This window comes from Mycetohabitans sp. B2 (genome assembly GCF_021733735.1).
Taxonomy (GTDB): domain Bacteria; phylum Pseudomonadota; class Gammaproteobacteria; order Burkholderiales; family Burkholderiaceae; genus Mycetohabitans; species Mycetohabitans rhizoxinica.
This window is the reverse complement of the sequence record NZ_JAHKSP010000034.1, coordinates 33,304-57,383: the sequence shown is the minus strand read 5'-3', so window position 1 is coordinate 57,383 and position 24,080 is coordinate 33,304. Positions and strand designations below refer to the sequence as shown.

The window sequence follows — 24,080 nt, the reverse complement described above, 5'->3', positions numbered from 1 at the left end:
TCGAACGCCGTTTATCATTTGTGCGCAGTTTTTGCATTCCGGTTATCGTTGCATCACCGAAGCATCGAACAACTCCATACAGAAGGACAGACGCATGACGTTCCGCGCAGATTTGCTGAATCAACTCGCCACGCACGCGCCCCGGGATTTTGAGGCCCAGGCCCTGGGCCTTGTGCCGATGGTCGTCGAGACGAGCGGCCGGGGTGAGCGTGCCTACGATATCTACTCGCGCCTGCTCAAGGAGCGGCTGGTCTTTCTGGTGGGCGAGGTGAACGACCAGGCCGCGAATTTGGTCGTCGCTCAATTGCTGTTCCTTGAGAGCGAAAATCCAGACAAGGACATCAGCCTGTACATTAACAGCCCCGGCGGCTCAGTGTCGGCCGGCATGGCGATCTACGATACGATGCAGTTTATCAAGCCGGATGTGACCACGCTGTGTATGGGCCTGGCGGCCAGCATGGGCGCGTTCCTGCTCGCCGCTGGCGCGAAAGGCAAGCGCATTGCGCTACCTAATGCGCGCGTGATGATTCACCAGCCGCTGGGCGGCGCGCGCGGCCAGGCGTCCGATATCGAAATTCAGGCGCGCGAAATCCTGTTCCTGAAGGAGCGCCTGAACAACCTACTCGCGCAGCATACGGGGCAACCGGTTGAGCAGATCCAACGGGATACCGATCGCGACAATTTCATGTCAGCTGAGGACGCGCAGGCCTATGGGTTGATCGACCAGGTGCTGCATAAGCGTCCGTGATGCGGCACTCGTTAAAGGGACCCGCTGTTGGGTTGGGCGGGATTTCACCGATAGGTGCCGCCAGAAAACCGCCGACAATGGACTGATGACCGGTTCCGCACTGCCGGGGGTGGTCAATCGGCGTATGATGTGAAAGAAGTGTCCGGAGGCTTATATATTTATGGCGGACAAGAAAGGTTCGAATAGCGAGAAGCTGCTGTACTGCTCGTTTTGCGGAAAGAGTCAGCACGAGGTCAAAAAGCTCATTGCGGGACCGTCGGTCTTCATTTGCGACGAATGCATTGACCTGTGCAATGAAATCATCCGTGACGAGGCAGCCGGCGCGTCCGGCGACGTGGGTATCACCCGGTCGGACCTGCCCAGCCCGCTGGAAATACGACAGATTCTCGATCAGTACGTGATCGGGCAGGAGCGCGCGAAGAAGATTCTCGCGGTGGCGGTGTACAACCACTACAAGCGTCTGAAGCATCTCGACAAGAAAGACGACGTCGAGTTGTCCAAGAGCAACATTCTGTTGATCGGGCCGACTGGGTCAGGCAAGACGCTGCTCGCGCAAACGCTTGCAAGACTGCTGAACGTGCCGTTCGTGATCGCGGACGCGACTACGTTGACGGAGGCGGGCTACGTCGGCGAGGATGTCGAAAACATTATTCAGAAGCTGCTGCAAAATTGTAACTACGAGGTCGAGAAGGCCCAGCGCGGCATCGTCTACATCGACGAGATCGACAAGATCAGCCGCAAATCGGACAACCCGTCGATTACCCGTGACGTATCGGGCGAAGGTGTGCAGCAGGCGCTGCTCAAGCTGGTCGAGGGCACGATGGCCTCGGTGCCACCGCAAGGTGGCCGCAAGCATCCGAACCAGGACTTTATCCAGGTCGATACGACCAACATCCTGTTCATTTGCGGGGGAGCGTTTGATGGCCTCGAAAAAGTGATCACGGATCGTACCGAGAAGACCGGCATTGGTTTTGGGGCCAGTGTGAAGAGCAAGCAGGATCGCGATGCAGGTGAGGTGCTGCGGGATGTCGAGCCGGAGGATTTGATCAAATTCGGCTTGATTCCCGAACTCATTGGCCGCTTGCCGGTTGTCGCGACGCTGGGCAAGCTCGACGAGGCCGCGCTGATGAAAATCCTAGTCGAGCCGAAGAACGCGTTGGTCAAGCAGTATCATAAGCTGTTCAACATGGAGCGGGTGGAGCTTGAGATTCGGCCCACGGCGCTACAGGCGGTCGCGAAAAAGGCGATTCGCCGCAAGACCGGCGCGCGTGGCTTGCGCTCGATCCTGGAACAGGCATTGCTAGATGTGATGTACGAGCTGCCGACGCTTAAAGGGATCAGCAAGATTATCATCGATGAGAACGTTATCGACGGTGATGGCAAACCATTGCTGATCTATGAAGACACGCCAAAGGTGGCTGGGAGCAATTGATCGGCGACGCGCCTGCGTGGCGGGGGCCGTTCATGGCGACGTGGACGGCTTGTTTCGTTTAAAGTGGAGCGATCCAAAACTTTTGCGCATCCTGCGACTCGGATTGGAAGTTTCTGCATCTGTCCGCGCCCCGAAGCTTGCAATACGGCGTTATTGCCTCAACTTTCGAACGAATTGATTCCACACTGGGGATAGAAATGTCAGGAAGCCAACTTCTCCCGACTGAACGCACCACTTTGCCGCTGCTTCCGCTGCGGGATGTGGTCGTGTTCCCGCATATGGTGATACCGCTATTTGTTGGCCGCCCGAAATCGATTAAGGCCCTCGAAGCGGCAATGGAAGGCGGCAAGCACATTATGCTGGTCGCGCAAAAGGCCGCTGCGAAGGACGAACCGACCGAAAAGGACCTTTACGAGGTCGGATGTGTCGCCAATATCCTGCAAATGCTGAAGCTGCCGGACGGCACGGTGAAGGTGCTGGTCGAGGGGCTGCAGCGCGCGAAGACGTTGTCGATTGAAGAGCAGGAGACAATGTTCTCGTGCGAGTTGATGCCGCTGGAGCCAGACCGCGCCGACAGCGCGGAGACCGAGGCGCTGCGACGCGCAATCGTGTCGCAGTTTGACCAGTATGTGAAACTCAACAAGAAGATCCCCCCTGAGATCTTGACGTCGCTGTCCGGGATTGACGAGGCGGGGCGCCTGGCCGATACGATCGCTGCGCATCTGCCGCTGAAGCTGGACCAGAAGCAGAACATCCTAGAGATGTTCCCTGTCATTGAGCGCCTAGAGCACTTGCTTGCGCAACTCGAGGCCGAAATCGACATCCTGCAGGTCGAGAAGCGCATCCGTGGGCGCGTGAAGCGCCAGATGGAAAAGAGCCAGCGCGAGTATTACCTGAACGAGCAGGTCAAGGCGATCCAGAAGGAGCTTGGCGAGGGCGAGGATGGCGCTGACATCGAGGAACTCGAGAAGCGGATCACGGCTGCGCGTATGCCGAAGGAGGCAAAGAAAAAGGCGGATGCCGAGCTTAAGAAGCTGAAGCTGATGTCGCCGATGTCCGCCGAAGCCACAGTCGTGCGCAACTACATCGAGACGTTGATCGGGCTGCCGTGGCGCAAGAAGAGCAAGGTCAGCAACGACCTGGCGAATGCCGAACGCGTGCTGGACGAGGACCATTTCGGTCTCGAAAAGGTGAAAGAGCGCATCCTTGAGTATCTGGCAGTCCAGCAACGCGTGGACAAGGTGAAGGCGCCGATCCTGTGTTTGGTCGGGCCTCCCGGCGTGGGCAAGACCTCGCTTGGGCAGTCAATTGCGCGCGCAACGAATCGCAAGTTCGTGCGCATGGCGCTTGGCGGCGTGCATGACGAGAGTGAGATCCGCGGCCACCGTCGCACTTACATCGGATCGATGCCGGGCAAGATCCTGCAGAGCCTGACGAAGGTGGGTGTACGCAATCCGCTGTTCCTGCTTGATGAAGTCGACAAGATGGGGATGGACTACCGCGGCGACCCGTCGTCCGCGTTGCTCGAGGTGCTGGATCCGGAGCAGAACCACACATTCGCGGATCACTACGTCGAGGTCGATTTCGATCTGTCGGATGTGATGTTCGTCGCGACGTCGAATTCGCTGAATATTCCGGCGCCGCTGCTGGATCGGATGGAAGTGATCCGGCTGTCGGGCTACACCGAGGAGGAAAAGGTCAACATCGCACAGCGCTATCTGCTGCCTAAGCAAAAGCGCAACAATGGGCTGAAGGAAGGCGAGATCGATGTGACCGAAGCGGCGATTCGCGACATTATCCGTTACTACACGCGCGAGGCGGGTGTGCGCTCGCTCGAGCGCGAAGTGTCGAAGATCTGCCGCAAGGTCGTGAAGATGCTGCTGCTGAAGAAGGCGGACGGCGCGATCACGGTCGATGGCGGTAACCTGGATACGTTCCTGGGCGTGCGCAAGTTCGACTTCGGGCTGGCGGCAAAGGAAAACCAGATTGGCCAGGTCACGGGCCTGGCATGGACGGAAGTTGGCGGCGACTTGCTGACGATCGAGGCGGCGCTGATGCCCGGCAAGGGCAACGTGATTCGTACCGGCTCGCTCGGCGACGTGATGAAGGAATCCGTCGAGGCTGCCCGTTCGGTCGTGCGTTCGCGCTCGCGTCGGCTGGGCATCACGGATGCGGCGTTCGAGAAGAAGGACATCCACATTCACGTGCCGGAAGGCGCGACGCCGAAGGACGGTCCGTCCGCGGGCATCGCGATGACGACTGCGCTGGTGTCGGGGCTGACTGGCATCCCGGTGCGTGCCGACGTGGCGATGACCGGTGAAATCACGCTGCGTGGCGAAGTACTGCCGATCGGTGGATTGAAGGAAAAGTTGTTGGCTGCGCACCGCGGCGGCATCAAGCTCGTGCTGATTCCAGAAGAGAATGTAAAGGATCTCGCCGAGATTCCGGACGCGGTGAAGAACAGCATCGAGATCGTGCCGGTACGTTGGATCGACAAGGTGCTGGAACTGGCGCTCGAACGGATGCCGGATGCGCTGCCGGAAGACGACGCCAAGCCTGCACCGGTCGCGGATGGCCAGACGAAGGAGGCGGGCAGCGAAGTCGTCAAGCACTGAAATCGGCGTGGCGCATCCACGCCGCGTATGCGTTGGATGCGTTGTGCTGTGACGTGGCGTGAAGAGGCGACGGCGACCCGGTTGCTGCGGCCCAATCATGTGCTCAAACACCCTGCATGCGTGAGCTGCGGGGTGCTTTCTTTTGGGCTCAGGGAGATCTCCAGAAGACGCCTGCGAATCGCCTTGACACGACGGTTTCAGTTGCTTTTAATGGCTCCGCGCGGCCGGCGCATCACCCCGGGCGCACAACGAATGTGCCCACAACTCATACCCGACTAACGCGAGGGGTGGAGAATGAACAAGACGGAGCTGATCGATCACATTGCAGAACAAGCGGATATTTCGAAGGCCGCTGCGGGACGCGCACTGGACGCCTTAATTGATGGCGTCAAGGAGACGTTAAAGAAGGGTGGCAGCGTGACACTCGTTGGCTTCGGCACGTTTGCACTGGGTACGCGCACCGCACGCACCGGGCGCAATCCCCGCACTGGCGCGGCAATCAAGATTGAGGCGGCTAAAGTGCCGAAGTTTCGTGCTGGTAAAGCGTTGAAAGATGCATTAAATTAATAGGCTTTATTGGACAGGACGTCGAACGGGTGCTTAGCGCAGTTAATAGAACAGCACTCCTATAAGGCGTAACTAATAAAAAATAATTAAATCAATAGATTATGCATTAATCCAAATACTGTATTCTTATCTCAGTGTCTTGTAATTGCACCTTGATTTTTCTTCCCACGCAAGGGATCCAATGAGCGTTGGCTCCAACTCTGCTTTGCTAATCCGCGAGCCCCGTGCCGCCGCGCTCGCACTTGAATTCCCATGTAGGGGCCTGCTGTATTGTCCCCAGAACTTAGAAAATGGTATGGACAGACGGCCGGAAGCAGGTGTGGGCGTTTTCTGCCTAATAAAATAGTCAAACTAAACAATGGTGTAGGAAGCCGTCAGCGAGATTATATTGCGGGCAATGATCCGGCGGCGCAGTGCAATCGAGCCGGTCATTGGCCATATGAAGCAGACGGCAAGCTCGATCGCAACTGGCTTAAAGGGGCGCTAGGCAATGCCATCCATGCAGTGCTGTGCGGCGCCGGCCACAACCTGCGGATGATTTTCAGGAAGCTGCGGCTTTTTTACGCCCTGATCCGGGTTGCTCTGCTCAATCGCGAGGCTTACATGGCGCCGGCGGCATGAACTTACCGCAGAGCAGAGTTAATTGTTCAGGACGAACTAGTTATTATATTGTTCATGGTTGCTTGTGCAGCGGACACGTCACATCCGCTGCTGTTTTTGGGAGCCAAATGGTAGTGTGGGTCTCTCTCTCTGTGTGTGATAATGAAAACCTCACACGCTTTGAGCTTAGTGGAGCACGTAAATGGGAACCAAGTACGAACAGGACGTGGTGGCGTGGGCCAACGAACAGGCCGCACTGCTGCGCGCCGGTCAGTTCTCGGCTCTGGACATCGAGCACATCGCGGAGGAGATCGAGGACGTGGGCAAGAGCGAACAACGTGAATTGGCGAACCGGATGGCTGTGCTTCTGGCTCACCTGCTCAAGTGGCAGTACCAGTCGGGCCGACGGGGTTCAAGCTGGCAACGCACGATCAAGGAGCAACGGCGGGCATTGGACGCCGCGCTAAACGATACGCCTAGCCTTAAAAACTCTTTGTCCAATCAGAACTGGATTGCCCGGACTTGGGCTGATGCAGTTTCCAAGGCCGTTGAGGAGACCGGCTTGGATGTGTTCCCCGACGCCTGCCCGTGGTCGATGGATCAGGTGCTGTCCGTGTCGTTCTACCCTGATTAACTGTAATGGATGGGTGCGCGCAGGATGCAACTACGCCAACGCACGCTCATGCGGCGGGCGGCCTTACAATTGCCGCCCGTACCACAGCACGCGCTCGATTAAAGCGAATCTTTGCTGATCATTCGCGTCTTCTATCGGCACCTCATAGGGTGGGTAGTGTGCGTGCGCGTAGATGGCCCGAAGATAAGGGCCGTGCAAGCGTTGCAGCCGCTTCACAAGTATCTGACCATTCACTTGAATAACATAGATGCCGTACTTGAAGAAGTAAACGATTGATTGATAAGGATATTGTCATCGTCGTGCAGCGCAGGGTACATAGAATCGCCGTGCATCCGTAGTACGCTTAAATCCTCGGGCCGGTATGTAGATAATTCTCGACCCAATAGCGCCGGAACGCCATTGTGAATTTAGCCTTGCCCGACGTCGCTAATTGCGAGTAACCCTTTAGCTTTCGAAATGCTACCGTGTTTGATTGTTTGGAGCGTACCGTCTGTGATGCCGGCGTGGCGGCGTCCCCAACTGTACAATTTTTTGCTATTAAATTGCTGGTAAAGCGATCAAAGGTGCGCTAAACTAATCAGCTCTGTTGGACGCGACGGCGAACGGGTGCTTAGCTCAGTTGGTAGAGCGGCGCCCTTACAAGGCGTAGGTCGGGGGTTCGAACCCCTCAGCACCCACCATCCCGTTTTGCGAAGCTGTCCCGCGCGGTCTGAAGAAGACTGCTGCCGTACTGGAAACCCGCATGGCTATTGGCAATGCGGGTTTTTTGTTTCGTGTTGTCGAAGAAAAAAGCATCGCAAGCAATGAAGTTTGGCTGCCACTTGGTGCCTGCTTGGCATCACCGGTAGTGGCCACGTTGTCGGCGCGCGCGACTTCGCGAGTTATCTCGTTTGTCGACGCGTGATTGTTGCTTTACCGGACCGGGGACACGGTTTCTCGAATGACCCAGATCGGCAAGGCTGTGCTTGACCGCGGCGAGGCCGCGATTATCAGGGGGAATCCTATGTCAGAAGTCAGTGCCGGCACCACGATTGACGCGTCCTCGTCGGCTCTTTACGCGCGCGCAAAGGGCAATGTCGCCAGGCTCACCATCGCGCAAGCACTCGCCGGCGCGAACTCGACCGTCATATATGCGACGGGGGCGATCGTCGGAAACACGCTCGCGCCCAGTCATGCTCTGGCGACCCTGCCGATCTCGGTCTTTGTCGTCGGGATGGCCGCATCATCGTTGCCAGCCGGGGCGATCGCCCAGCGCTGGGGCCGCCGTGCCGCTTTCATGATTGGCGCCGGATGCGGCGTACTTGCTGGCCTGCTTGCGGCTTGGGCTGTCATGTTGGGCTCATTCTGGCTATTTTGCGTCGCGACGTTTTTCGGCGGCGCTTATGCGGCCGTGGTGCTTTCCTTCCGCTTCGCCGCCGCAGATTGCGTGCCGCACGATCAGCGCTCACGTGCACTATCGTTCGTCATGGCAGGTGGGGTTTTTGCCGGGGTCATCGGTCCTCAGCTCGTTACCGGGACCATGAGCCTGTGGACACCGTATCCATTCGCGGCGACCTTTCTGGCGCAAGCGGGGGTGGGCGTGTTGTCTGCATTCCTCCTGCAAGGGGTCCGTCTTCCGAGGCCGACCATGACAGAGGTTGCCGGCGGCCGCCCGATCACCACCATCGTGCGCCAGCCCCAGTTCGTTACCGCGGTGATCTGTGCGGTCGTCTCCTATTTGTTAATGAACTTTCTCATGACAGCCGCTCCTTTGGCGATGCAAATGTGCGGCCTATCACAGGCGTCGTCCAATCTTGGTGTTCAATGGCATGTGATCGCGATGTACGCACCAGGCTTCTTCACGGGCACCCTGATTGTGCGGTTCGGTGCAGGGCGGGTCGTCACGGCGGGGCTGGCGCTCATCGCGCTTTCAGCCGCGACAGGCTTGCTCGGTGTTGAGGTGGCGCATTTCTGGCTCACGCTTATTCTGCTCGGCGTCGGGTGGAACTTCGGCTTTGTGGGCGCATCAGCCCTCGTGCTCGAATGCCATCGGCCGGAAGAGAAGGTGCGAGTGCAGTCGCTTAATGACTTTATCGTGTTCGGAACGATGGCCTTCGGGTCCTTCTTGTCAGGCGGCCTGCTGACGGCCTACGGATGGCACACGGTACTCTGGCTGTCGTTTGTCCCACTCGCACTGGCAGCGCTTGTGCTGGCTGGTTTTACGGCGGCGAGTAGGCGCGGCACGCTGGTTTGAACAACACCGCGGTTTTTTCTGCAGGGCGATGGCCCTCATGACGGCGGACGTCAACGTACCAAACCCGGCTCTGTGACCGCCACTGCACAGGCACGGCACGATGCTGCGCCGTACTGCCGCGTCCGTTTCAGCGGACGCAGTCAGTTACTTTGCCGCCCACGCGATTTGCCCGCTCGTCGTGGTAAGGTAATATCGAGCGTTTGTTGATTGTCGGCCTTGCCGGCTGCGTAACGTACCCAATCGATCTCATGCTCGACTTCTTTCGTAACCACAAGCGCCTGATGATGTTCCTGTTGGTGATTCTCATCGCACCAGGGCTCGGCTTCGTCGGCGTTCAGGGCTTTCGCAACTTCTTTGATGACAGCGCGGACGTCGCGAGTGTCGCCGGCCGCAAGATCACCCGGGCCGAATACGAGGGTGCAATGCGCGAGCAGCTCGATCGCGCGCGCCAGGTGTTGGGCGCAAACTTCGATGCAAAGGCAATTGATACGCCAGAAATGCGTCGTGCGATCCTCGATAGCCTGGTGCAGCAGCGTGTGCTGGCCAAGGCAACCGAGGACCTGCATCTGAGCGCGTCTGACCAAGCAGTGCTGCGTGCGGAGCAAAGCATCCCGGCGATCGCCGCGTTGCGCAAGCCCGACGGCACGTATGACGTGGACCAATACAAGCAATTGTTGGCGATGCAAGGCATGACGCCGGAATTGTTCGACGAGCGTGTACGCTACCAATTGGCGAGCCGCCAGTTGCCGGACGGCATCCAAGCAAGCGCGTTTGCGCCCAAGTCCCTCGCGCAGCAGCTGGCGAGCCTGTCGGAACAGAGCCGTGAAGTGCAGGGCCTGATGCTGCGTGCGACCGACTATGCGGACAAGGTACAACCGAGCGATGTACAGCTTAAGCAATACTACGATGCGCACCATGACGCGTTCGCGATGCCGGAGCGCGCGAGCGTTGAGTACCTGATGCTGTCGGCCGATGCACTCGCGCAGCGCGCGCAGCCGAGCGAGGCGGAACTGAAGAAGTACTACGACGACCACGCAGCAAAGTTCAAGACGCCCGGCGAAGTGCGCGCCAGCCACATCCTGATCGCGGTTGCCGCCAGCGCGAGCCAGGCGGAGCGCGACAAGGCTCGGCAGAAGGCCGAGTCGATTCTCGCTCAGGTCACCGCGCATCCGGAGCAGTTTGCCAAGCTGGCGCAACAGAATTCGGACGACCCCGGTTCCAAGAACAAGGGCGGCGACCTCGGCTTCTTTGGGCCGGGCATGATGGTCAAGCCGTTCTCCGACGCCGCCTTCAAGCTGAAAAAGGACCAGATCAGCAGCATCGTGCAAAGCGATTTCGGCTATCACATCATCAAGGTGACGGATATCAAGCCGGAACAGACCAAGCCGTTTGACGAGGTCAAGGCGACGATCGCGACCGAGTTGAAGGCCGAGCAGGCCACCAAGGCCTATGTGGAACAAGCCGAGGCGTTCACGAACATGGTCTACGAGCAGTCCGATAGCTTGAAGCCGGCCGCAGACAAGTTCAAGTTGACAATCCAGACCGCGACATTGATGCGGGAAGGCAATCCAGCATTGCCACTGACGCGCCCACTAAACAATCCGAAGCTGCTTGCCGCCGTGTTTGCTGACGACTCCGTCAAGAGCAAGCACAACACACCGGCGATCGATGTCGGCAACAATACGCTCGTATCGGCGCGCGTGGTGGACTACAAGCCGGCCTCCGTTCAACCGTACGACACGGTCGCAGCGCAAGTGCGGCAAAAGGTAGTCGCGCAGCTGTCGGCGGATAAAGCTCGTCAGCAAGGCGAAGCGAAACTAGCTGAAGTCCAGAAATCGGAGTCCACGGCTGGATTTTCGGCCGTCACCAAAGTGACGCGGGCCGATACGCGAGGGGTGCCGCCGCAAGCGGTTGCCGCGATATTCAAAGTCGATCCGCAAAAGCTACCTGCTTACGTCGGCGTTGATCTGGGTGATGCCGGCTATGCGATCTACCGTGTGAACGCGGTGGATATGCCGTCGAGCATCGACGCGCAACGCTTAAGCGGCGCGCAACTGCAAATCGGCCAAGTGCTCGGCGACGCTGAATGGGCCAGCTATGTCGATGCATTGCGCGCCCGCTCGCGGGTGAAGCTGTACGGTACGCCGGCCGCGGCGAGCCAGTGACGCCGCGCAGCGGCCGGCCGCTGCACGGCGCGCCGCTACAGGCAGCTATTCACGTCAGCCGTCGCGTCCCGATAGCCGCTGCCGCGGATGCCGACCCACGACCCCTTGCCGGACGGATCGGGTTGGATGACCAGCGCGGCACCCCCGGGGCGTTCCCCCGGCAGCAGCACGTCGAACGCCTGATCGTTCGCGAGTCTGTTCTGTAGCGTAACGGGCTGCTGCGACTTGTCAGCCCATTTCTGCGACACGCATTGCGCGACTTGTTGAGGCGAGCGTGCGCTCTTGCCAACCGGCTGCACGCCCGCCGGTGGTTGAGCCGCACAAGCGGCAACGGCGACCGACACGGCGAGAATCGGCAAGTATTTCATGTTAACTCCTTATAAAAGCGCTCAGCGTCGGACCATTCGAGGGCGGCGGCATCGGATTGAACGGCTGAGCAGTAATCCCGTTCGATCGATGAGCCGCGCTTCCCAGCCGGCATGAAGTCGCCGCCCCGCGGTGCTGTTGCAATCCGCGTGCCCGCACAGGCTAACAGTCGATTTATTGGTGCAGTGGTGGGGAATGGCCGGCAGTGTTGACGCGTTGATGCACCGCGCTCGTGACTCGATCGGCCGCGAGTGCGGCGGGCTGATTGGAACAACGTCGGATCGCTTTCAGTGCCGGCCAGCAGGAACGGCACCAGCGGCACACGCAACTCGCGGGCGAGGGCGCCGCGCCAACGCGCTTCGCCGATGATCCACTTCGCGTTGGAGAACGTGATGTTGCCGCTGGAGTTGACGGGCACCGCGCAACCGCGTGATGCGGCTCGACGCGCGCATTCGCTGCTTGAGCGTGTTGGCCTGGCGGTGCGGATTCACCCTTATCCGAAGCACTTGTCGGGCGGCGAGCAGCAGCGCGTTGCGCTGGCGCGCGCGTTCGTGATCGAACCACATCTTGTTCGCCGACGAGCCCACCGGTAGCTTTGACGTAGCTAATGGGGCTCGTGGTGGCCGACCTGATGTTCGAGCTGAACCGCGCGAGCGGCGCAACGCTGGTGCTCGTGACACACGATACGGAGCTTGCTCAGCGCTGTGACGCGATCTTGACACTCGAAGCAGGTCGGCTTGCCTAGTCTTACTTTCAGGATCGGAGCTTCGCGCGCGCGCGGGCAATCAACGCGCTGGTAGACGAGTCGTGCTTGTGCGGATCGACCGACGACGTCGAGATCAGGTCCGCCTCGACGACCTTGCCGAGTATCTTGCCCAGTTCGACGCCCCATTGGTCGAACGGATTGATGTTCCACACGGTGGCTTGCACGAATGTCTTGTGCTCGTACAGCGCGATCAGGGCCCCGAGCGATTGGGGATTCAACTCGTCGAGCAGGATCGTGTTCGTCGGCCGATTACCCGGGAAAACGATGTGCGGCACGAGTGCCGTCTGTTCAGGCCCGGCGATGCGTTCCGCTTCTGCCTGGGTGCGTCCTAGCATCAGCGCTTCGCCTTGAGCAAAACAATTCGCTAGCAGTTTTTCGTGATGACCGGGTAAGGGATGCTCGGGCGTGAGCGACACAATGAAGTCGATGGGCACGATCGTTGGCCCCTGGTGCAGCATTTGGAAGAACGCGTGCTGGCCGTTCGTGCCGGGCTCGCCCCAGGTCACCGCCGAAGTCGGATAATCGACGAAGTGCCCATCCAGCGTCGCGGACTTGCCGTTGCTCTCCATCTCCAGCTGCTGCAGGTACGCTGGCAGGAAGTGCAGCGCCTCCGAATAGGGCGCGACAACGTAGCTTTGTGAACCGAAGAAATTGCGGTACCAGACGCCGAGCAGCCCGAGCAGCACCGGCAGGTTGCGTTCCAATGGCGCATGGCGAAAATGCTCATCCATTAGATGGGCGCCCGCGAGCAATCGATCGAAGTGTTCGGGACCGATTGCGATCATCACCGACAATCCGACCGCCGACCACAGCGAATAGCGTCCGCCGACCCAGTCCCACATTTCGAACACATTGTCGGGTGCAATGCCAAAACGCACCACTTCCTGCGGGTTTGCCGACACGCCGACAAAATGCCGGGCCAACTGGTCCGGCGCACAGCCGCTGCGCAGGAACCAGTCGCGCAGTGAGCGCGCGTTGGTCATCGTCTCCAATGTCGTGAACGTCTTCGATACAACAATCGCCAATGTCTGTTCGGGATCGATCTGTTCTAGCACGCGTTGCAGGTCAGCACCGTCGACATTGGACACGTAGTGGGTGCGGATCTTCGGTGTCGCGAGGTGATGCAATGCGTGCGTAACCATCTTCGGTCCCAAATCCGAGCCTCCGATGCCAATATTGACGACGTGCCGGATCGGTTTGCCAGTGTGTCCCACCCATTGGCCGTTGCGCACCCGTTCAGCAAAGGCCGCCATTTTCGTGCGCTCTGCGTTGACTTGCGCGGCGTACGGCGCATTCGCGTCCGAGGCCCGCAAAGCCGTGTGTAATGCGGCGCGGCGCTCGGTCGGATTCACGATTTCGCCAGCGAACATCGCGTCGCGTCGCGTTTGCACACCAGTTTCGCGAGCAAGCTGAACAAACAACGCGATCGTCTCGTCGGTCACGCGGTTCTTCGAAAAATCCAGTGTTAGCCCGCCGCCGCTGACGGTAAAGCGCTCCGCCCGCGTGGGCGCCGGATCATTCGCGGGGGCGAACCAGTCGCGCATATGAGCATCGCGAATCGATTCATAGTGGGCGGCAAGGGCAGACCAGGCGGGAAGCGAATTCAAACTCATGGACGTTGCTTGTCTCTGTGACGAAAGAAAAGCCGCCGCCGGTCCGCGTCTTTGCGCGTGCCGGCGCGGGCGATTGCGAATCGTGACGCGTTGGCATCCAGTATAACGATGCACGGCGACATCTTCGAGTCGTCCGTTCGGCCGCGATCAACGCGTGTAGAAGCGGGTATTAAGCAGCCGTCGTACCCGCGGCGCAAGCTCGCCGGCGGTGCATCCGGCCGGCCCGTCGCCGTCCGCGCACAGCGATTCGGCCGCCGCACCGTGCAAGTAAACTGCGGTGAGGGCGGCTTCGTACGGCGGCATGCGCTGCGCGGCAAACGCGCCGATCATCCCGCACAGTACGTCGCCGGTGCCGCCGGTTGCTAAGGCCGCGTTGCCGGTCGGGTTAATCGTCAGCGGCCGATGGCTCGGGTCGCGCGCCCCGGCGATTACGGTACCGTTCCCCTTAAGAACCACCACCGCGTTTAGCCGCTCGGCCAGGCGCCGGGCGGCGCCGAGCCGGTCACGCTGCACGCTCGCCGCGTCCACGCCGAGCAGCCGTGCTGCTTCCAGCGGATGCGGTGTGATGATCGTCGCCGCCTGCCGACCCGCGAGCCGGGCCGCCAGGCTGGCGTCGTGGGCGAGCAGATTCAGCGCGTCGGCGTCCACGACGATCGGCACGTTCAACGACAGGACGTCAGCGAGCACGCGTGCCGCGCGCTCGTCCCGCCCCATCCCTGGCCCAATGGCCAGTGCGCTCGTTGCGTCCAGGGCCAGCGTGTGGATCGAGCTAAGCATCAATTCCGGATGGACGGGATCATAAGGCGGCACGCCGTCATCGAGCAAGCCGACGTGGATTTTGCCGGCACCGCAGTACAGTGCAGCCCGCGCGGCCAGGAGGGGGGCGCCGCCCATGCCTGTCGCGCCGCCGAGCACGGCCAGCGTGCCGAACGTGCCCTTGTGCGAGGCCAACGCGCGCTCGGGCAACCGCGACGCGAACAGCGTCGGTGCGTTCAGCCTCGGCACGTCGAATGGCGGCAGGCCGGCAGGCGTTGTGAGCGCGGCGGTCAGCTCGAGTGGCGCAATACACACGCGTCCCGCCAGGTCCGGCCCATGCGCCATATATAAGCCTGGTTTCGCGCCAATGAACGTGATGGTATCGGTGGCACGCACCGCGGCACCATCATGGGCCACATTGCCGGTATCGCTGTCCAGCCCGCTCGGCACATCGAGCGCCAGCACGCGCGCGCCCTGGCGCGCATGCTCGGACAACAGCGCGGCGATGCGCGCGAACTCGCCGTCCAGCGGCCGGCCCAGGCCAATGCCGAACAACCCGTCGAGTGCCCAGTCGAATCCCTGTAGCGTGTCCGGAATCGTCGTGCCGATCGGCACGCCGGCTTCGCGCGCGAGTTGCAACGCCCAGCGCGCGTCGTCCGGGACCACTTCGCGTGGCATGCACGCATGCACGCGTACGCCGGCGCGACGCAACTCACACGCGGCAACCAATGCATCGCCACCGTTATTGCCAGGCCCCACTGCGATCCACGCGGCGTGCACCGGCACCTCATTGTCGAGCAGCACGGCTGCGGCCGCACGGCCGGCACGCGCCATTAACGTGCGAGCGGGCAGGGAGCGGGTGGCCTGCGCTTCGATCTGGCGCAGCGAAGCCACGTCGTACAGTGGCACCGCACGATCGCGCGCATCGATTGGCGGTGCAGTGCGTGCGCTGCGTCCGGCGGCGGACAGAACAGGGTCGGTCATGCAAGGCCTTTAATGAGCAACGGGGGCAGGTGTTGCCGCGCGAGCGCCCGAACTGGCCGTCAGCGCCGCTAGCCGGCGAATCGTCCAGGCGAGAGCGCCGCTAGCGGCGCAGCCGACAAAGCCGGCGGTTTCCCCGACACGAGGTCTGCTATCACTGTAGCAGAGCTATGCGACAGCGCCCAGGCGACAGGGCCGTACGCGCAATTGACGAACACCCGCGGGTGGGCTATCGCGCCGACCAGCGGCAGCCTGTCGGGCGACAGCAGCACCATGTCGCTCCAGTTTAGCGCTGCGCAAATGCGCGGCGTCTGGGACCCACCAATGCCAACAGAGTGCGGACCGGCGCACATAGCATTGGTACCGCCGGCCGCGATCGCTGTCGTGGCCGGCGGGCGCAGCGCGGTATAATTGTGGTTTCCCCGGCGCGTGGCGCCATGCCGCCCGGCATACCGCGCAGCGTGCTTTGGTCGACAAGACGATCAGCAACCTTCGATGCAACGCCCCATGGCTCACTTCTCGTGCTTCCCCGGCGCTTCGGCACTGTCCGATTTCCGTCAGAACCGCCTCTTGCAAACCCTGCAGGCCATCGAACCGGCCGTGGCCGGCGTGCGTGCACGCTACGTCCATTTCGTTCATGCGCATGCTGGGCTTGACGATGCCGACACGGCGCGGCTCACCGCGTTGCTCGAGTACGGTGAGCCGGCGCCGACCGATGACGGCGGCGAAACTTTCCTGGTGATTCCGCGGCTCGGCACGATTTCGCCATGGGCGTCGAAGGCCACCGATATTGCCCGGCACTGCGGACTGGACAACGTGCACCGTATCGAGCGCGGCATTGAGTACGCGGTGATGCTCAAGAGCGGCCTGTCCGGGCTGCTCGGCACGAAAAAGACGTTGAACAGCGCGGCCCGGGCTCAGATCGCGGCAGTGCTGCACGACCGGATGACCGAAAGCGTGGTAGCCACCGTTGACGAGGCGCGCCAGCTGTTCGACACGCTACCCGGCAAGCCGCTGCAGTCGGTGGACGTGATCGGGCAGGGACGGGCCGCGCTGGTGGCGGCAAACGCCGCGCTCGGACTCGCGCTTGCCGACGACGAGATCGATTATCTGGTCGAGGCGTTCACGAAGCTTACGCGTAATCCGACGGACGTGGAGCTGATGATGTTCGCGCAGGCCAACAGCGAGCATTGCCGGCACAAGATCTTCAACGCGCAGTGGACGATCGACGGCCAGCCCCAGGACCTGTCGCTGTTTCAGATGATCAAGAACACGCACCGGCTCAGCGGCCAACGCACGATCGTCGCGTATTCGGATAATGCCGCGGTGATGGAGGGCGGCCTCGCGCAGTGCTGGTTTGCCAGCGGCGACACGCAGCGCTATGCGCCGGTGCAGGCGCTGACGCACACGCTGATGAAGGTTGAGACACACAATCACCCGACGGCGATTTCGCCATTCCCGGGGGCGGCGACGGGCGCCGGCGGCGAGATCCGCGACGAGGGTGCAACCGGACGCGGCGCGCGGCCCAAGGCCGGGCTGACCGGCTTCTCGGTGTCCAATCTGGAGTTGCCAGACGCAATTGAAGCGTGGGAAAACGCGCGCGACGCCACACAGCCGCTTGCCGAGCGCCGTCCCGATGACGCCGCCGGCCGCTATGGCCGGCCCGAGCGCATTGCGTCGCCGCTGCAGATTATGATCGACGGGCCGATCGGCGGCGCCGCGTTCAACAACGAGTTCGGCCGGCCCAATCTGGGCGGCTATTTCCGCGTCTACGAGCAGAACGTCGGCGGGCGCGTGCGCGGCTACCACAAGCCGATCATGATCGCCGGCGGCATCGGTAATATCTCGCACGCGCATACGCACAAGCACGATGTGCCGGCCGGCGCGCTGCTGGTGCAAATCGGCGGCCCCGGCATGCGCATTGGCATGGGCGGCGGCGCCGCCAGTTCGATGGCCACCGGAGCCAACACCGCCGAGCTCGATTTCGATTCGGTGCAGCGAGGCAACCCGGAGATCCAGCGCCGTGCGCAGGAAGTCATCAACGCGTGCTGGCAACGCGGGGACGACAATCCAATCTTGTCGATCCACGACGTCGGCGCGGGCGGCTTGTCCAACGCGTTTCCGGAGATCGTTGACGGCGCTGGCAAGGGGGCACGCTTTGAATTGCGGCGCGTGCCGCTCGAGGAGAGTGGGTTGTCGCCGCGCGAGATCTGGTCGAACGAGGCGCAGGAACGGTACGTGCTTGCAATCGCGGCCAATGACCTGCCCGCGTTCGAGGCGATTTGCCGGCGTGAACGCTGCCCGATGGCGGTGGTCGGCGTCGCGACCGACGAACGCCAGTTGCAGTTGATCGACGATGCCGTGGCCGACACCGCCGACCCAGCACGCATGCCGGTCAACATGCCAATGGACGTGCTGCTCGGCAACGCGCCGCGGATGCATCGCGACGTCACGCGCGAGCATCGCTCGTTCGCACCGGTAGAGGTCACTGGCTTGAACCTGTCGGAAGTGGCCGCGCAGGTACTGAGGCACCCGACTGTCGCAAGCAAGTCCTTCCTGATTACGATCGGCGACCGCACGGTCGGCGGTCTGTCCGTACGCGACCAGATGGTCGGCCCTTGGCAGGTGCCGGTGGCCGACTGCGCGATTACCGCGATGGACTATGCCGGTTTCCGTGGCGAAGCGATGACGATGGCCGAACGCACGCCGCTCGCGGTGATCGATGCGCCGGCCTCGGGACGGATGGCTGTTGGCGAAGCGATTACGAACCTCGCTGCTGCGCCAATCGCGTCGCTGGATCGCCTGAAACTGTCGGCGAACTGGATGGCCGCATGCGGCAGTGTCGGCGAGGACGCGGCATTGTTCGACACCGTCAAGGCGATTGGCATGGAGTTGTGTCCGGCGTTGGGCATTGACATTCCAGTTGGCAAGGACTCGTTGTCGATGCGCACGCAGTGGCGCGAGGACGGCGTTGACAAAGAGGTCGTCGCGCCGGTGTCGTTGATCGTTTCCGCATTTGCGCCCGTGGAAGACGTGCGCGGCCATCTGACGCCGCAGTTGCGCAGCGTAGCCGACGTCGGCGACTCGGTGCTGATCCTGGTCGATCTGGGCCGCGGCCGCAACCGTCTCGGCGGCAGCATCCTCGCACAGGTTACGCAACAGGTCGGCGACAGCGTGCCGGACGTGGACGATGCACAAGACCTGAAGCGCTTCTTCAACGCGATTCAGTCGCTCAACCGAGACGGCCAGCTGCTCGCGTATCATGACCGCTCCGATGGCGGCCTGTTTGCGACGGTAGCGGAGATGGCCTTTGCCGGTCACGTCGGCGTGTCACTGAACGTGGATATGCTCACGCTCGAGCAGGGGCACGAGTTCGACTATGGTGACGCGAAGGACTGGGCGCGCCAGACGGCTGGACGCCGTGACGACTTGACGCTGCGTGCGTTGTTCTGTGAAGAGCTCGGCGCGGTGCTGCAGGTGCGCGCCGTCGAGCGCGATCGCGTGCTGGCGACGCTGCGCGAATTCGGTCTATCGGGCGCGAGCCACGTGATTGGCAAGCTGAACGAGCGCGATGTGATCGAGATCTATCGCGACGCGAAGAAGATCTACGAGGCACCCCGCGCCGAGCTGCACCGGGTCTGGAGCGAAGTCAGCTGGCGCATTTCGCGGCTGCGCGACAACCCCGCGTGCGCGGACGCCGAGTATGAGGCGTTGAGCGATGCGTCAGACCCGGGCATCGTGCCGCACCTGACGTTCGATCCGCAAGAGGACGTAACGGCGCCGTTCATCTCGAGCGGCAAGCGGCCACGCGTGGCCGTTCTGCGCGAACAAGGTGTGAACTCGCATCTGGAAACCGCTTACGCGTTCGACCGCGCTGGCTTTGACGCGCACGACGTGCATATGAGCGACCTCATCGAGGGTCGCGCCGATCTCTCACAATTTGCCGGTGCGGTAGCGTGCGGCGGGTTCTCGTACGGCGACGTGCTGGGCGCCGGCGAGGGCTGGGCGAAGACGATTCGCTTCAATGCACGCTTGACGGATATGTTTGCCACGTTCTTTGCGCGGCCCGATACGTTTGCGCTCGGCATCTGCAATGGCTGCCAGATGATGAGCAGCCTCGCGTCGATGATTCCCGGTGCGCAAGCATGGCCGCGCTTCGTGCGCAACCGCTCCGAGAAGTTCGAGGCACGTTTTTCATTTGTGCAGATTGAAAAATCGCCATCGATTTTCTTTGCCGGGCTCGAGGGCTCTCGACTGCCTGTTGCTGTGGCGCACGGCGAAGGCTATGCGGACTTTTCGCAACAAGGAGATCTGTCGAGCGTACAGGTCGCGATGCGCTATATCGACCATCACGGTGTGGTAACCGAGCGCTACCCATTCAATCCGAACGGCTCGCCGCAGGGCATTACGTCGGTGACCACCCCGGACGGACGCTTCACCGTCCTGATGCCGCATACCGAGCGCGTACATCGGACCGTGCAAATGAGCTGGCATCCGCAAGAGTGGGGCGAGGCAAGTCCGTGGCTGCGACTGTACCGCAACGCGCGGCGCTGGGTCGGTTGACCACGCTTGGCCGCGCGCGCGGCGCGCCGGCCGCTTTGTTACGGGGTGTTGAATAGACAAATGGCCGCCTACTAGGCGGCCATTTGCAGGCTGGGATGCGCTGCCGCGGGCATGGCGGCGCCTTTTGTGTATTACTGGACCGCGTATTACTGAATCTTTGCGTTCTTGTGCAATTCGGCGTTGAATTGCTGCAGCTTTTCCTGCGTCAGCTGTTGCGCAACCTGCGCCTTGACCTGGTCCAGCGGCGGCGGCTGGATCGCGCGCGAGTCGTCGAGCCGGATGATATGCCAGCCGAACTGCGTATGAACGGGCGTTGACGTCACCTCGCCCTTTTTCAGCTTGCCCGCTGCGTCCGCGAACTCGGGGACATAGCTTTGCGGGTTCGCCCAGTCCAGGTCTCCGCCGTTCTTGGCCGAGCCCGGATCCTTCGAATGTTGCTTCGCGAGGTCCTCGAAGCTCGCACCCGCCTTGATCTTGGCGATCAGCTCCTTCGCCTGCTGCTCGTCCGGCACCAGAATGTGATGCAAGTGTAGCTCATTACCGCCACCGGCCTGCTTGATCAACTGCTCATAGCGCGCCTTGATTTCGTCGTCGCTGGGCTTGTTGTTCTTCAGGAAATCGTCGATCAGCGCGCGGATCACAACGCTCTGGTCGGCCAGCGCAATCTGCGCTTTCACGTCGGGCCGGTTTGCGATGCCACGCCGCAGCGCTTCCTCCATCAGCAACTCGCGATTGACCAGCTCCTCGCGAACCATCACCTGCAGCTGCGGCGAGTCCTGTTGCCCTTGGCGCGTCAGCTCCTTGACCAGCGCGTCGGCACGTGCTTTCGGTATCGGTGTGCCATTAACCACGGCAATGTTTTGGGCAAATGCGGGTGCCGCCACGCAACCTGCGAGCGCGGCCCACAAGCGGGCTTTTCTCAAGATCATCAGAATATCCTAACGGGGAGACGAATGGAATTCTTCTGGCGTGTATGCATGGATCGACAGCGCATGGATGCCGCGCTGCATCGCATCAGAGAGCGCATCATACACCAGCCGGTGCCGGGCCACCCGGGTACGGCTGTCGAATGCGGCCGCAACGATGGTCACCGTATAGTGGCCGCCGGCGGCCGCACCGGCATGTCCGGCATGCTGTGCGCTGTCGTCGCGGACCTCCAGCGCAAGCGGCGACAGGGCGGCGCCCAGGCGCTCGCGGATCAGCGCGATGCGCTGCTCGGCCGAGGTGGTCAGGAATGCATCGGTCATTGGCTTATTCTTCCTTCATGTGCCGGGCGAGCCATAGGCTCTGCGCGACGATGAACACAAGCATCGCGCCAGTCGTGCCGAACAGCTTAAAGTCGACCCAGGTATCGGTCGAGAACCGGTACGCGACGAACAGGTTGGCGATACCCAGCGCCGCGAAGAACAGCGCCCAGGCAACGTTGAGCTGGTCCCAGACCGGTGAGGGCAGCTTGATTTGCGCGCTCATGGCCTTCTGGATCAGGTTCTTGCGCAGCACAAATTGCGAAAACAGCATCGCCAGCGAGAATGCCCAGTACAGCACGGTCGGCTTCCACTTGATAAACGTGTCGTTATGCAGCACCAGGGTCGCACCACCAAATACGACGACGATGGCCAGGCTCACCCATAGCATCGGGTCGACGCGCCGATGGCGAAACGCCGACCACGCCACCTGCACCAGCACGGCGGCAATCGCCACGCCGGTCGCGACATAGATGTTCCATACTTTAAAGGCAATGAAAAAAAGCGCGATCGGTAGCAGGTCAAACAGGAGTTTCATGGTGGCGGTTGTGGCAAACGGGCATCGGTTTAGCTGGGGTCGAATTGTAACGCAGCCGAGTTGATGCAATAGCGCAGCCCGGTGGGCGCGGGGCCGTCGTTGAACACGTGCCCGAGGTGCGCGTCGCACACCTTGCAACGCACCTCGACGCGCAGCATGCCATGCGAGCGGTCCGTCTTCTCAGTCATGACTTCGCCATGGATCGGCTTGAAGTAGCTGGGCCACCCGCAGCCTGCATCGAATTTCGTTGATGATTCGAACAGCGGTGTGCCGCAGCAAACACAATGATAGACGCCGCGTTCCCAGTGATCCCAGTACTCGCCGGTGAACGGACGCTCGGTTGCCGCGCGGCGGGTGACTTCGTAAGCTATCGGCGCGAGTTGCTCGCGCCACTCGGCCTCGGACTTATGCACCGTATGCTGCGGCGCCGCCGCGGCGAGCGGCTCGCCTGCCGTGTCAGACGTGGCCGGGTGTGCTGGGTCTGTTGGACGGGAAGGGTGAGGGATATCAGCCATGATGGAAGCTTCCTGCTAATAAATGAGCGTGGACACGCTTGCCAGTGACGACCACGCGGATCGTGGCGCTGTTACCGGTGCGGCTGCCGCAGCTGCAGTTGCGCGCATGACGCGGCAGCCGCTCAGGATGAACAGCTCACCGAAAGCGAGGCGGCCCAATCCGGCGGCAAAGCCGCGTATGCCTCATACTCGGGTTGCTCGTCGAACGGGCGCGACAAGACCTGCAATAGCCGTGCAATTTCGGTGAAGTCCTTTCCGTTCGCTGCACGGACCGCCTGCTCAGCCAGATGGTTGCGTAGCACGTATTTCGGATTGACGCGGTTCATTGCTGCGCGACGCGTCGCGTCGTCTGCGGGCTCGGTTTTCAGGCGCTGTCGATAAGTGGCCGCCCATGCATCGAACGCCGCGCGATCGACGAACAAGTCACGCACGGGTGCGTCACCGGAAGCATCGTGCTGACACACACCGGCCATGCGCCGGAAGGTCAATGTGAAATCCGCGTGGTTCGCGTGCATGAGCGCCAACAGACGATTAATTAACGCGACATCGTCCGGCTCGGCCGTGGCCAGTCCCAGCTTGGCACGGAAGCGCGCCTCCAGTGCCGGGCCGAAGTGAGCCTGGTACCCTTGCAGTGCATCGCGTGCATCCGCGATCGCACGCTCATCCCCGGCCGTGCCCCGGTGTGCGCCGATCAGTGGCACGAGCGCCTGCGCCAGACAAATCAGATTCCAGCGGCCCACGTGCGGCTGTTGCTGGTACGCATATCGCCCGGACGTGTCAGAGTGGTTGCAGATATGGTTTGCGTCGAAGCCGTCGATGAAGCCGAACGGCCCATAGTCGATCGTCAGTCCAATGATCGACATGTTGTCCGTATTCATTACGCCATGGCAGAAACCCACCGCCTGCCAATGCGCTATCAACGCAGCCGTGCGCTCGCAGACGGCCGTCAGCAATGCGAGATAGGGATCCTGCGCGTCGCGGCAAGACGGGAATTCACGCTCGATCACATGGTCTGCGAGCCGACGCAACGCCTCCACTTGTCCAGTCGAATAAAAGTGCTCGAAATGGCCAAACCGAATGAATGTCGGCGCGACACGCGTCGTGACCGCCGCCGTTTCTACCGTCTCGCGGTAGACTGGTGTGTCCGAGCCGATCACACACAACGCGCGCGTGGTCGGAATGCCGAGACAGTGCATCGCCTCCGAGCACAGGAATTCGCGGATCGACGAGCGCAGCACCGCCCGGCCATCGCCCGTGCGTGAGTAGGGGGTCCGACCACCGCCCTTGATCTGTATTTCCTGGCGCTGTCCGCGATGCTCGGTCTCGCCGAGCGTCAACGCGCGTCCGTCGCCGAGTTGGCCGGCCCAGACGCCGAACTGGTGGCCAGAATACACGCTGGCGAAGGGCAACGCCGCGTGCTCCAGGTATTGCGTCAGATTACCGCAGAAGTAGTCAGCGAACGCGGGATCGGTCAGTGCCGTGGCGCCCAAGCCGAGTTCGTGCGCGAGGTCGGTGGAAACAGCGACCACATACGGATCAGGCAACGGCGTGGCGCTTTGCCGCGTGAGGAACTGCGTGCCGAGTTGGGAGAACGCGCCGGGCCGATTCAGATCGATTGCGCCCGCAAATGCCGGCTGTTCGTGAACAACGGTGCCGCTTTGGGAAAACGCCATGAGCGCTCCGGTGTCGTATTAGCCTCTATTGTAGATCGTCCCTCGCCCGCTTGCCGATCCCTGGCGAGCTG

At 61.6% G+C, this 24,080-nt stretch carries 16 protein-coding genes, 1 tRNA gene and 2 pseudogenes; 11 read left to right on the top strand and 8 right to left on the bottom strand.

Translation table 11 applies throughout. From position 1 onward, the window contains the following. Positions 1 to 94 precede the first annotated feature (94 nt). The 9 genes and pseudogenes from clpP to KPG66_RS07375 all read left to right on the top strand — a co-directional run bounded on the left by clpP (position 95) and on the right by KPG66_RS07375 (position 10,994). Entirely contained in the window at positions 95 to 748 is a 654-nt protein-coding gene (gene clpP / locus KPG66_RS07415; RefSeq protein WP_041753575.1) for an ATP-dependent Clp endopeptidase proteolytic subunit ClpP, read from the top strand. Positions 749 to 908: 160 nt separating this feature from the next. Further along, positions 909 to 2,180, top strand: a complete 1,272-nt coding sequence (gene clpX / locus KPG66_RS07410; protein WP_237070426.1) for an ATP-dependent Clp protease ATP-binding subunit ClpX — start codon at positions 909 to 911, stop codon at positions 2,178 to 2,180. Positions 2,181 to 2,377: 197 nt separating this feature from the next. After that, positions 2,378 to 4,795, top strand: coding sequence for an endopeptidase La (gene lon / locus KPG66_RS07405; protein WP_041753573.1), 2,418 nt, complete (start codon positions 2,378 to 2,380; stop codon positions 4,793 to 4,795). 294 nt (positions 4,796 to 5,089) lie between these two features. After that, positions 5,090 to 5,362 carry an HU family DNA-binding protein gene (locus KPG66_RS07400; RefSeq protein WP_013435434.1) on the top strand — a complete coding sequence of 91 codons (273 nt, stop codon included), beginning with the start codon at positions 5,090 to 5,092 and terminating at the stop codon, positions 5,360 to 5,362. 388 nt (positions 5,363 to 5,750) lie between these two features. Then, positions 5,751 to 5,983 (top strand): annotated as a pseudogene (locus KPG66_RS07395) (IS5/IS1182 family transposase); the annotation flags it as partial. Positions 5,984 to 6,164: 181 nt separating this feature from the next. Next, positions 6,165 to 6,596 carry a DUF29 domain-containing protein gene (locus KPG66_RS07390; RefSeq protein ID WP_013435432.1) on the top strand — a complete coding sequence of 144 codons (432 nt, stop codon included), beginning with the start codon at positions 6,165 to 6,167 and terminating at the stop codon, positions 6,594 to 6,596. Between the two features lie 604 nt (positions 6,597 to 7,200). Next, positions 7,201 to 7,276 (top strand) — tRNA-Val (locus tag KPG66_RS07385). 323 nt (positions 7,277 to 7,599) lie between these two features. Then, positions 7,600 to 8,829 (top strand): MFS transporter, encoded by a 1,230-nt coding sequence (locus tag KPG66_RS07380; protein WP_041754291.1) that lies wholly within the window; start codon positions 7,600 to 7,602, stop codon positions 8,827 to 8,829. A gap of 248 nt (positions 8,830 to 9,077) precedes the next feature. Beyond that, entirely contained in the window at positions 9,078 to 10,994 is a 1,917-nt protein-coding gene (locus KPG66_RS07375) for a SurA N-terminal domain-containing protein (protein WP_013435426.1), read from the top strand. 35 nt (positions 10,995 to 11,029) lie between these two features. Here the strand turns inward: KPG66_RS07375 and KPG66_RS07370 are convergent, their stop codons facing one another. Further along, entirely contained in the window at positions 11,030 to 11,362 is a 333-nt protein-coding gene (locus KPG66_RS07370) for a hypothetical protein (protein WP_013435425.1), read from the bottom strand. Positions 11,363 to 11,737: 375 nt separating this feature from the next. Here KPG66_RS07370 and KPG66_RS07365 point away from each other — a divergent pair. Next, positions 11,738 to 12,105 (top strand): annotated as a pseudogene (locus tag KPG66_RS07365) (ABC transporter ATP-binding protein); the annotation flags it as partial. Between the two features lie 8 nt (positions 12,106 to 12,113). Here KPG66_RS07365 and pgi read toward each other — a convergent pair. Further along, positions 12,114 to 13,739 carry a glucose-6-phosphate isomerase gene (gene pgi, locus KPG66_RS07360; protein WP_041753567.1) on the bottom strand — a complete coding sequence of 542 codons (1,626 nt, stop codon included), beginning with the start codon at positions 13,737 to 13,739 and terminating at the stop codon, positions 12,114 to 12,116. Between the two features lie 147 nt (positions 13,740 to 13,886). Beyond that, positions 13,887 to 15,479, bottom strand: a complete 1,593-nt coding sequence (locus KPG66_RS07355; protein ID WP_013435420.1) for an NAD(P)H-hydrate dehydratase — start codon at positions 15,477 to 15,479, stop codon at positions 13,887 to 13,889. 504 nt (positions 15,480 to 15,983) lie between these two features. Between KPG66_RS07355 and purL the strand changes: the two genes are divergently transcribed. Continuing rightward, complete coding sequence (gene purL, locus KPG66_RS07350) at positions 15,984 to 20,039, top strand: phosphoribosylformylglycinamidine synthase (protein WP_041753562.1); 4,056 nt, start codon at positions 15,984 to 15,986, stop codon at positions 20,037 to 20,039. A gap of 146 nt (positions 20,040 to 20,185) precedes the next feature. On the opposite strand, the gene KPG66_RS07345 is transcribed toward purL, so the two are convergent. The 5 genes from KPG66_RS07345 to KPG66_RS07325 form a co-directional block, all read right to left on the bottom strand. Continuing rightward, on the bottom strand, positions 20,186 to 20,968 hold the full coding sequence (locus KPG66_RS07345; protein ID WP_013435417.1) for a peptidylprolyl isomerase: 783 nt from the start codon (positions 20,966 to 20,968) through the stop codon (positions 20,186 to 20,188). A gap of 9 nt (positions 20,969 to 20,977) precedes the next feature. After that, entirely contained in the window at positions 20,978 to 21,286 is a 309-nt protein-coding gene (locus tag KPG66_RS07340) for a BolA family protein (protein WP_013435416.1), read from the bottom strand. 4 nt (positions 21,287 to 21,290) lie between these two features. Beyond that, entirely contained in the window at positions 21,291 to 21,821 is a 531-nt protein-coding gene (locus KPG66_RS07335; RefSeq protein WP_041753560.1) for a septation protein A, read from the bottom strand. Positions 21,822 to 21,850: 29 nt separating this feature from the next. Next, on the bottom strand, positions 21,851 to 22,336 hold the full coding sequence (gene msrB / locus KPG66_RS07330; protein WP_013435414.1) for a peptide-methionine (R)-S-oxide reductase MsrB: 486 nt from the start codon (positions 22,334 to 22,336) through the stop codon (positions 21,851 to 21,853). Between the two features lie 122 nt (positions 22,337 to 22,458). Continuing rightward, complete coding sequence (locus tag KPG66_RS07325; protein ID WP_013435412.1) at positions 22,459 to 24,009, bottom strand: protein adenylyltransferase SelO; 1,551 nt, start codon at positions 24,007 to 24,009, stop codon at positions 22,459 to 22,461. Positions 24,010 to 24,080: the final 71 nt, after the last annotated feature.